An 8,955-nucleotide genomic window follows, 5' to 3' on the forward strand; every position below is an offset into this window, starting at 1 on the left:
CTACCTCCAAGCACCCACGGAGTGGCGTGGCACGACCGTGCAGGTCTGCGGCCTGTGGCCCTACGCCGCAGGATCCGGATCACCCATGGTCGGTGTCCCCTTGGGACGGAACATGCTCACCGGTGGCACGTTGTGCTGCGACCCGATCAGCTGGTTCCAGCGTGCGCAGCTGATCTCCAACCCCTCAGCATTCGTCCTGGGACTTCCCGGTCTGGGCAAGTCCAGCATGGTCCGGCGCATGGCGCTCGGGCTGGCGGGTTTTGGGGTCAACCCGATGATCTTCGGTGACCTGAAACCGGACTACGTCGACCTGATCCGCGAAATGGGCGGTCAGGTCATCGAGCTCGGTAGAGGCCGCGGCAGCATCAACGTCCTCGACCCCGGCGAAGCCTACGAAGCCGCCGACCGCCTCACCGGGCCCGCCCGACAGCAAGTCCTCGCAGACGCCCACGGACGCAAACTGACCATGGTCGGCGCGCTCATCACGATCCTTCGTTCCGAACCGCCCACCGATCGCGAAGAGACGATCATCGACCGGGCGTTGAAGATCCTCGACGAAACCCACACCGGCATCATCGTTCTTGGGGATCTTCTCAAGGTCATCCAGGACGCCCCCGAGGACCTGCGGCATGTCGCTTTGGATCGCGGGGACATCAACCGGTACCGCGACATCACCGAGGGGCTCGAGGCAACACTGATCGGCCTGACGTCGGGTGGGCGGTTGGGTGACATCTTCTCCCAACAAACAACGGTGCCGATGAAACGTGACCGTCCGGTGGTCTTCGACCTGTCGTCGATCGACGACTCGGAGTCCGACCTGCAGGCGGCCGTGATGTTGGCGTGCTGGTCGTACGGTTTCGGTGCCATCAACATTGCCCACGCTCTGGCTGACGCCGGTCTGGAGCCGCAGCGGAACTACTTCGTGGTCCTGGATGAGTTGTGGCGCGCGATCCGCGCCGGCCGGGGCATGGTCGACCGTGTCGACGCGCTGACCCGCCTGAACCGTCAACGCGGTGTGGGGATGGCGATGATCTCCCACACGATGGCTGATCTGATGGCGCTGCCGGACGATCATGACCGGATGAAGGCACGCGGGTTCGTCGAGCGCGCCGGCATGGTGCTCTGCGGTGGGCTCCCACAGTCCGAGATGCCGCGCATCAACGAGGCCGTCATGATGTCTCACGCCGAAGAGCAGATGCTCATCGGCTGGTCCGCCCCACCGTCGTGGGATCCCGAATCCGGCCGCGAATCCGCCCCGCCCGGGCGAGGCAAGTTTCTCGTCAAAGTCGGCGGCCGCCCCGGCATCCCCTTTCAAGTCACCCTGACCGAAATCGAACGATCCGTGAACGACACCAACAAAAGATGGCACAGCATCGAGCCCACCGACGGCAACAGTCTTCTTGGAAGCCAGGCGATCTGATGTCCTCCACCTCACGCAAGACTGGGGCCGGCATCGATCCTGGTGGTGTCGTCGCCTTCGGAGTTGCGGTTACCGTCCTGGTCGCTCTGGGTGCCCTGTGGTCGATCCTTCATCTCGCCGCGAGACTAGACAGTCGTCCCGCTCCAAGCAAGAACCTGTTCAAGCTGCCATTCGACCTCTACAAGGGCACCGCCGACTGGACGCCCACCGCCACCAAGGTGGCAGTAGGCGTGGGAGCGGTCGTGCTCCTGCTTCTGGTCCTGGTGCTCGTGTCGGTGATGCGGTCCACGGGTCGCCGGCTGCCGATCGACAAAGCCGACCGCCACATGGCCCAGGGCGCACGGCTCGGACCGTTACGTGAGTCCGAAGCCAAGAAGATCGCCAGACGCCTCGGCGTGACCTCAGCTCCGGGCGTACCGATCGGCACGAGCGTGAAAGGCAAAAGGACCCTGTACAGGTCCTGGGAGGACGTCGCCACGGTGATGGCCGGCCCACGTGTGGGCAAGACGACAAGCTTCGTCATCCCAGACATTCTGGCCGCACCTGGCGCGGTCCTGACGACGTCGAACAAGTCCGACGTCGTTGCCGTGACGCGCGTCTACCGGGCGTCAGTCGGCAACGTGTGGGTCTTCGACCCGCAGAGCATCGTGGGGGAGCGGTCCACCTGGTGGTGGAACCCTCTGTCGTACGTCACCGACGAGATCAAAGCGCTACGCCTAGCGGACATGTTCGAGGCCGCCAGCCACGAACCGGAAGCCAAGGTCGACCCGTACTTCAACCCGCAGGGCCGTGATCTGCTCGCCTACATGCTGCTGGCGGCCGCGGTCGCCGGCCAGCCGCTCACGCAGGTCTACACCTGGTTGACCGACCCGAGCGATGAGTCGGCCGCAACGTATCTCGACGACCACGATTACGCGATGCACGCCGCGGCGCTGCGAGGCGTCATCACCAAACCCCACGAAGAACGTGGCGGCATCTACGGCAACGCCCAGCAGATGGCCTCGTTCATGCTGAACCGCGAGGCCATGGCCTGGGTAACACCTCCCGGCCGTGGTCCGCGGCGAGAATTCGACCCCCACGCCTTCGTGCGCTCGAGTGACACCCTCTACTCACTGTCCAAGGAAGGCCAGGGATCAGCTGGCGGCCTGGTGGCCGCGCTCGCGGCGACGATCTGCGAGGCCGGCGAGGACCTGGCCAAGACCACGGCCAACGGACGCCTCGACGTCCCCATCCTGGTCGTGCTCGACGAGGCCGCCAACGTCTGCCGGTGGGCCGAGCTACCCAACCTCTACTCCCACTACGGTTCACGCGGAATCCTGATCTCCACCTTCTTGCAGTCCTGGACCCAGGGCGCCGCCGTGTGGGGCCAGTCAGGCATGAAGAAGCTGTGGTCGGCCGCCAATATCAAGGTCTACGCCGGCGGCGTCGACGAGGTCGACTTCCTGACCGACCTGTCCAAGGCCATCGGTGACTACACCAACAACCGGCCCTCAGTCAGCTACGGCAAGAACGGCCGCAGCGTCAGCCGCCAAGACCAGTCCGAACTAATCCTGGACGTTGCAGACCTACGGTCCATGCCACGCGGCCGCGCGATCGTCCTGGCATCGGGAACACGCGCGGCCCTGATGCGGACCGTCCCGTGGATGGACGGACCACACGCCACCACCGTCAAGAAAGCCACCGCAGCGAATTAACCGGGGGAGATCGCATGACTGACAACTGGGCTGACGAAGAGGACCACACAGTTGACGTCCCACTCGAGGTCGACAACGCCGGCGAGCCGGAGTCCCTGTACTACGAGTCGCTGCCGGACTTCATCAACGACTTCTTCATCCCCATGTTTCGCCGGGACGTGTCAACCACTCCAGGCCAGACCTGGTGCCCGAAGTGGTGGCTGCACCCAGAAGCCGCGTACCGACTCGAGGGGCTGTGGCGATCGTGGGAGAAGCTGCGCCTCAATCCAGGAACCGGCGCCTCAGACTGGCTGCGCGTCCACGCCGACCACCACCTACCGATCCTGCTCGACGACCGCCTCAGCTTTCGCGGCTGCTCAATCGCCAAAGGCCACGAAGGCAAGAGCATCGGCCTAACCGCCGAAACACCACCAGACGGCCTCTACGCCGCCGAAAACAGCTGACACCCACCACCAGAGCAGGAGCGCAACCATGACGAACGCACCCGATAACGATGAAGTGGTCGAAACGACCTCGGCGAAACTCCGCACAGCGCTGATGGCGGCCGCCCAGGTCGCTCAGAGAATTGCTCGAGCTCGCGAGCAAGACGTCCGCGAGGCCGCCGCCGCCAGCACACAGGAGGCCACGGAGCTACAGACCCGGCTCGAGGCCGAGCGGCAGGTTGCGGCGGCGCTGACCGCACCCACCGCACGTGACGACTGGTGGGACACCGCCACGGTTGAAGACGTCACTTCCGCGTACGAGGTAGCTCACGCATGGGAAGACATCGACCACACCCTGCGCCGCGACGCGATGCGGATCCGCAACGAGGTGAGCGCTCGATACGGGATCACCCCTGACGACCTGACGCACAGCGGATCACTAAACCGTGAGGCCGACGCGCAGCGAGCCGAGGCCCGCCAGGACGTTGGCGCGGCCGTGGCCATGTCGGCCGACTCGGCCGCGGACCTGACCGATGGTGGCCACGCGGACAGCGATTACCAATCCGCCGTGCAGGGTCGCGAAGCTGCGCTGTGGGACTCAGCTGAACGCCGCGAGCAGATGGCCAGCGACCTCCAGGGCGTTGCGAGCGCCGAGGAGATCGACGTCCGCATGCTCGTCGACACCGGCAACGCCAAGCCGGCCCGCGAAGCCGTGAACCCTCGAGTGGCTGGGTCCGGCTCGTCTCCCGAGCCCGTGAAGGCTCCGAAGGTCGCTCAGCGACCCACGCAGCGTCCGAGCCGCTGAAAGCCAATAGTTCGAATTGCCCTCGCCCGGTCCTCGGTCGCTGTTACTTTCGATTCCTCGGCGCTGATCGGGCGTCATCCTGGGTGCAGGAGAGCGCATGACAATTCGGCCCCTCAGAATCGTGACTGTCGCTGCGGCGTCTGTTCTTCTCGCGCAAGCGGCTGGGCTGGGAGGCGGCCTGGGGCTGGCACCCGTGGCCCCACCATCGACCGTGGCTGTCTCTGATTCGGTGTCCGCTGATGAGGTGCCCGAAGGCGCTCTGTGGATCGTTGGTAACGAAGATCAGTCGTTCGCCGAACGAGTCGAGCTTGCAGTCGAAGCGAACCCCGACATCGCGGACGACGCAACAGCAGTACTCGACGACCTGCAGGCCGCGATCGCTGCCGGCGACGAGGTCAACCTTCCGGGATCTCCTGGCGGTAGCGGGTCGGACAGCGACGCCATCTCAGATGCCCAAGAGTCGGTTGAGACTGTCGTCGACGAGCAGGAGGACCAGAACGTCGCGCTGGTCGACCAGGCAGGCGAGCCCGTCGATCAGGTGCGGCTGGCTGCAGACGGCCCGCTGGTGCCGAGCTCGCCGACTGACTTCGAGCTGCGGGGCTTTGAGAAGAACGACGCTCGATCCTGGTCAGTGAAGACCGAACTCGATGGCGGCTACTGCTACCGCGGTGCCTGCAACATCACCGACAAGGTCAAGACCACTTGGACGGTCGACCCCGGCCGAGAGGGCGACAAGTTCTCATTCACCTCGCTGTACGCGACCAACAGTGGCAACTTCCAGAACATTTTCGCGGACATCTACTCGGACTGCTCAGGAAGCGAGTGCGGCCGCAACACCGCCGGCGACAGCGGCAACCGCGATGGCACCGGCAAGGGCGTCGAGTACGTCAGCCACAAGGACCAAGCCGGCAAGACGTTGCGCCAGCGGATCCGTATGCGCGCGACCTTCATCCCCAACAGCACTCGCTACTATGATGGAGTCAAGACAGGCACAGCGAAGTGCAAGACCGGATCGAACCGGTCCTGCCCCTACGTGTGATGAGATGACTCGCCCGTGAACAACGAGTACTTCGCAGCCTCGCGCCGTGAGATTCCCATCTCCCTCGACGCCGGCACTGTTCCAGCGGTCGGGTCCGGTCACGCGGTGTGGGTCAGCAACGTGCGCGGCTACAGCACAGGCGTCGCTCTCGATCTAACCGTGGTCATCTCGCCCAAGCTGTCGGCTGACCTCGGAGTTCCGTACCCGGTGTTCGGGAACGACGTCCCCGAAGACGACGGACCGGGAACGATCGCCGTGGCTGCGGAGACGTCCGATCACACCTACACGGCAGCCACCGGAAGCCTGGTCTGCCTCGGTGCCAGAGCCTCTGACCTGATGGCTCTGGCGACGTACTGGATCCCAGGACACCCGACCTCGCTGGTCATCCGAGTCGACTGGCCAACTGCCAACCTCGCAGCAGCCCTGAGCCTGACGACTGAGGGCTGGGGACAAGCGGTAGGGACGATCACACACCTCTGGTAAACGATCAGCAGCGCGGCACGCCGTTGTGTTCAGCGACATTGCTGTCCCTCGCTGAGGAAACCGTGATGGCAACGCTGATTCCTAGATCCGATTCGAGCTCTATCTAGCGCCCGAGCCCCTGGCCAGGCTTCTGCGCCGGCGTCGTCGACGACGGCTCAGGCTCACCCGGCCGCAGCGGTTCACGCACGGGAGCGCCGGGCTGCTGCGGCAGCTGACCCGGGGCACGGAACACGTCGGCGGCCTGCGACCCGGCAGCGCCCACACCTCGAGCATTCGGGTCGACCTTCGGCAGACGATCCGCGACCTGCTTGAGCTGACCACCCACGGTCGCCTTGACCTGGTTAGCGGCCTGCAGCTGGCCAGCCGCCTGCTGGTAGTCGTACAACGCCTTCAACGTCTTGCGCAGCTGCGCGACGAGCAAGGCCTTTGACGCACGCGATCGCGGCGACGCACCAGCCTGCATCAGCAACAGTGCAGCGTCGCGGAGACCGGGCTGCGGAACCTGCTTGACCGGCACTTTGTGCGCCTGGACCTGACTGAACCTCGACAGCGCCGTGGACGCCTCCGCGAGCGGCCCGGGCTGATCCTCGGTCTGGACCGACCAGGCCGCGAACACCCCCGACGTCTCCTTGGCCAGCTGCGCCCACGCCGCGGTGTCCTCGACCGGAACAGCGACCATCCGATCGTGCAGCTCGGAGATCTCCGCATGGCACTTGTCCCACAGTGCGGGGTCGACCTCACCGACCTCCCGGCCAGGTGCCACCGGCCGCTGATCGCGCTTCGCAGCGTTCCATTCCGCCACCGCCGCGGTGTGCTCCTCAGGGGTATCAGGCCACCCGCTGCGCAGCCGGGGCAGCGTCAGGTCACGGCCCAAATTTCCGCCGCCGAACCACACCGGACTCTCACCTGCAGGTGGCCTCGCGGCCACTGAGTAACCCACCACTACATCGGTCCGATCGGACGCGTAGCGGGGACGGACCAGCACACCACCGCGGCGGCATCGACGCACGAATTCGGCCTCGTCGGCCGACCCGGTTGCGTAGGCGCGGACCGTGCGCCCGAGCATCAGCCGGTCAGGCTCCGCGCTGGTCTTGTTGGCCTTGACCAGCTCGGCCCTGGTGAGGTCCTTGATGCCGTAGCCGTTCTGACGCGACTCGAGCACGGTCAGGCCGTGCCGTAGCTCGATCTCGGTGCACGCCTTCGACGCACGCTTGAAGTCGTTGCTCGTCGACGCTTTGGTGCCGTCCTCGCGGACGAGGTTCACGGCGATGTGGATGTGGTCGCCGCCGTTGACGCTGCTGCCGTGGTGGGTGGCCACCCACCGGCACGGGGCCTTCACCTCGTTGCCGTGTTCGTCGATGGAGACGAAGTCCATGGCCCGGACGAACTCGTTAGCGATCTCGCCCCACGCCTCATCGCTGATCGCAGGATGATCCGGCGCCAGCGACAGCGAGCAGTGCCAGACGTGAGCGTCGCGGCGCTCGCCGGTCAGGACAGTCCCGCCGTCCTCGGTCCGGGCCTTGACGGCTTTGCGAACTGCGGTGCCGTGCTGCCTGTTCGGAGCCTCGAGGAAGCGGCCCAGCTCGGTGGCTTGGATGCGCGACAGTTCGGCCGTGGAGTACCAGGACATGATGCCCTCGGACGCGCCGACGAGATGGGGGTTCTCGTGCTCGTTGCTGCGACCGGGTCCGGCCAGGTAGTTCATGAGACCCGAGGCTGAGCCACCGCGGCTGACCTTGACGATCACTTCCGATCAGTCCCGTCGGCCCAGGTATCGGTGGCGCCGGCCGACACCTTCCTGTCCGGGCCATTGGCCTGATCGGCGGTCAGCTGCTCGGCCATGAGTGCCACCAGGTCTGGGGGAGGGGAAATGTGATGCCCGTACACGATGTCCCAGCACCGTGCCCGTGTCGTTCGTAGGACGTGGTGTACGACCGCGCCCCGCTCGAATCCGGACCGTCCGACGGGGGTAGCCACCAGTTTGTCGACGACTCGGTGGAGGTCAGTGTTGGTACGCCGTATCTCACCCATGAGATCACGCAGTCTGCAATACGGCGCACAGCTCGCTCCAACGCCCGCTCGAGCTGCGCGACCCGAGCCTCGGCACGATCGGCCCGACGGCGCTGCTCGTCGACCTCGACCACAACATCAACGGCTGCGGGGATCTCGGTGCCCGACCGCTCGGTCAGCGCGGCGCACCTCGTGGCGTCCGGCACAGCCACGTTGTGCGGCGGGCGCAGAAGATGAATCGTCAGCGCCTCGGCCGCCGCACACGCACCCCTCGACGGGTACGTCACGACCCACCGGCGATCGACCAACGGCCACCACGCCTGCGCCTTCTCGTGCTGCTCCATACGCGCGTCGACGTCGCCAGTCATCCCCACGTACAAGAGGCGGCCTGCGACGTCGTACAGGTGGTACAGGTGACACGGGGCGACCACAGCTGCTCCGCTCATACACCGGCCTGCCGATTCAGAACGGCCAGCTGCTCAAGGATCTCGGCACAACTCGACCACGTAGCTCGGGCTTCCTCGATCGCGGCGCCAAAGTTGCTCGGCACCTCATGGACCGTGTTCGCCTTCCTGGCGATCTGGTTCATGTTGTCGGCCGTGCCACCGATGAGCCGCTGCACCCGCATCAGCTCGGTGCCCACTCGCCGGCGCTCGGTCACGGACTCGACCGAGTCGCTCAGAGCGGCGGCAACCATGAGCCCCTGAATGGTCACACCCTGATCGCCGGCGCGCGCCCTGAGCCGTCTGACCTCGTCGTCGGAGAGCTTGACGACGACGCGCTTCTCGCGCGGTCCGTCGACCGCGTTCGATCGCCTGGTGCGGTCTCGACCCGCCACCGCGATCACCTCCTCTTCGGCCCAGCGCAGCGACCACAACGGGGACACGACACCCCAAGTGTCGCCTGCGGCGCAGCCGAAGTCCAGCAAATAGGACACCTATATGCATATCTTGCTCCGCTTCATCTACGTCAGCGCACCATGTGGCGGTGACGTAGATGCTCAGACGAGGCCAGAAATGAACCAGAGCGCTGCGCGCCGAGTTGTTGAACGCCCTTCGGGCGGGACCTACCCCCGCTCCCGA

At 65.7% G+C, this 8,955-nt stretch carries 9 protein-coding genes; 6 read left to right on the forward strand and 3 right to left on the reverse strand.

Going from position 1 to position 8,955, the window contains the following annotated elements; all coding sequences use genetic code 11:
* From H7290_RS16080 to H7290_RS16105, 6 genes are all read left to right on the forward strand, one after another.
* Positions 1–1,420: ATP/GTP-binding protein (locus H7290_RS16080; RefSeq protein WP_290515032.1), on the forward strand; the 1,420-nt coding region annotated here is incomplete at its 5' end.
* A complete protein-coding gene (locus tag H7290_RS16085) occupies positions 1,420–3,114 on the forward strand; it encodes a TraM recognition domain-containing protein (RefSeq protein ID WP_290515033.1) in 1,695 nt (564 codons plus the stop codon). The genes H7290_RS16080 and H7290_RS16085, both read left to right, overlap by 1 nt.
* 14 nt (positions 3,115–3,128) lie before the next feature.
* Entirely contained in the window at positions 3,129–3,557 is a 429-nt protein-coding gene (locus tag H7290_RS16090; protein WP_290515034.1) for a DUF4913 domain-containing protein, read from the forward strand.
* A 28-nt stretch (positions 3,558–3,585) separates the two neighbouring features.
* Positions 3,586–4,341 (forward strand): hypothetical protein, encoded by a 756-nt coding sequence (locus H7290_RS16095; RefSeq protein WP_290515035.1) that lies wholly within the window; start codon positions 3,586–3,588, stop codon positions 4,339–4,341.
* Positions 4,342–4,438: 97 nt separating this feature from the next.
* A complete protein-coding gene (locus H7290_RS16100) occupies positions 4,439–5,380 on the forward strand; it encodes a hypothetical protein (protein WP_290515036.1) in 942 nt (313 codons plus the stop codon).
* 15 nt (positions 5,381–5,395) lie between these two features.
* Entirely contained in the window at positions 5,396–5,863 is a 468-nt protein-coding gene (locus H7290_RS16105; RefSeq protein ID WP_290515037.1) for a hypothetical protein, read from the forward strand.
* 103 nt (positions 5,864–5,966) lie between these two features.
* Here the strand turns inward: H7290_RS16105 and H7290_RS16110 are convergent, their stop codons facing one another.
* The 3 genes from H7290_RS16110 to H7290_RS16120 all read right to left on the reverse strand — a co-directional run bounded on the left by H7290_RS16110 (position 5,967) and on the right by H7290_RS16120 (position 8,810).
* Positions 5,967–7,568 (reverse strand): relaxase/mobilization nuclease domain-containing protein, encoded by a 1,602-nt coding sequence (locus tag H7290_RS16110; RefSeq protein ID WP_290515038.1) that lies wholly within the window; start codon positions 7,566–7,568, stop codon positions 5,967–5,969.
* Positions 7,569–7,689: 121 nt separating this feature from the next.
* Positions 7,690–8,319, reverse strand: coding sequence for a hypothetical protein (locus tag H7290_RS16115; RefSeq protein ID WP_290515039.1), 630 nt, complete (start codon positions 8,317–8,319; stop codon positions 7,690–7,692).
* Complete coding sequence (locus H7290_RS16120) at positions 8,316–8,810, reverse strand: hypothetical protein (RefSeq protein WP_290515040.1); 495 nt, start codon at positions 8,808–8,810, stop codon at positions 8,316–8,318. The genes H7290_RS16115 and H7290_RS16120 overlap by 4 nt, the downstream gene beginning before the upstream one ends.
* Between the last annotated feature and the right edge of the window lie 145 nt (positions 8,811–8,955).

Source organism: Aeromicrobium sp., from assembly GCF_014378035.1.
Taxonomy (GTDB): Bacteria; Actinomycetota; Actinomycetes; order Propionibacteriales; family Nocardioidaceae; genus Aeromicrobium.

What these genes read in the sequence shown, in the direction of transcription:
- H7290_RS16110 (WP_290515038.1), bottom strand. Translation starts at nt 7,568, where the DNA reads ATGAACTACCTGGCCGGACCCGGTCGCAGCAACGAGCACGAGAACCCC.
- H7290_RS16095 (WP_290515035.1), top strand. Translation starts at nt 3,586, where the DNA reads ATGACGAACGCACCCGATAACGATGAAGTGGTCGAAACGACCTCGGCG.
- H7290_RS16090 (WP_290515034.1), top strand. Translation starts at nt 3,129, where the DNA reads ATGACTGACAACTGGGCTGACGAAGAGGACCACACAGTTGACGTCCCA.
- H7290_RS16085 (WP_290515033.1), top strand. Translation starts at nt 1,420, where the DNA reads ATGTCCTCCACCTCACGCAAGACTGGGGCCGGCATCGATCCTGGTGGT.
- H7290_RS16100 (WP_290515036.1), top strand. Translation starts at nt 4,439, where the DNA reads ATGACAATTCGGCCCCTCAGAATCGTGACTGTCGCTGCGGCGTCTGTT.
- H7290_RS16115 (WP_290515039.1), bottom strand. Translation starts at nt 8,319, where the DNA reads ATGAGCGGAGCAGCTGTGGTCGCCCCGTGTCACCTGTACCACCTGTAC.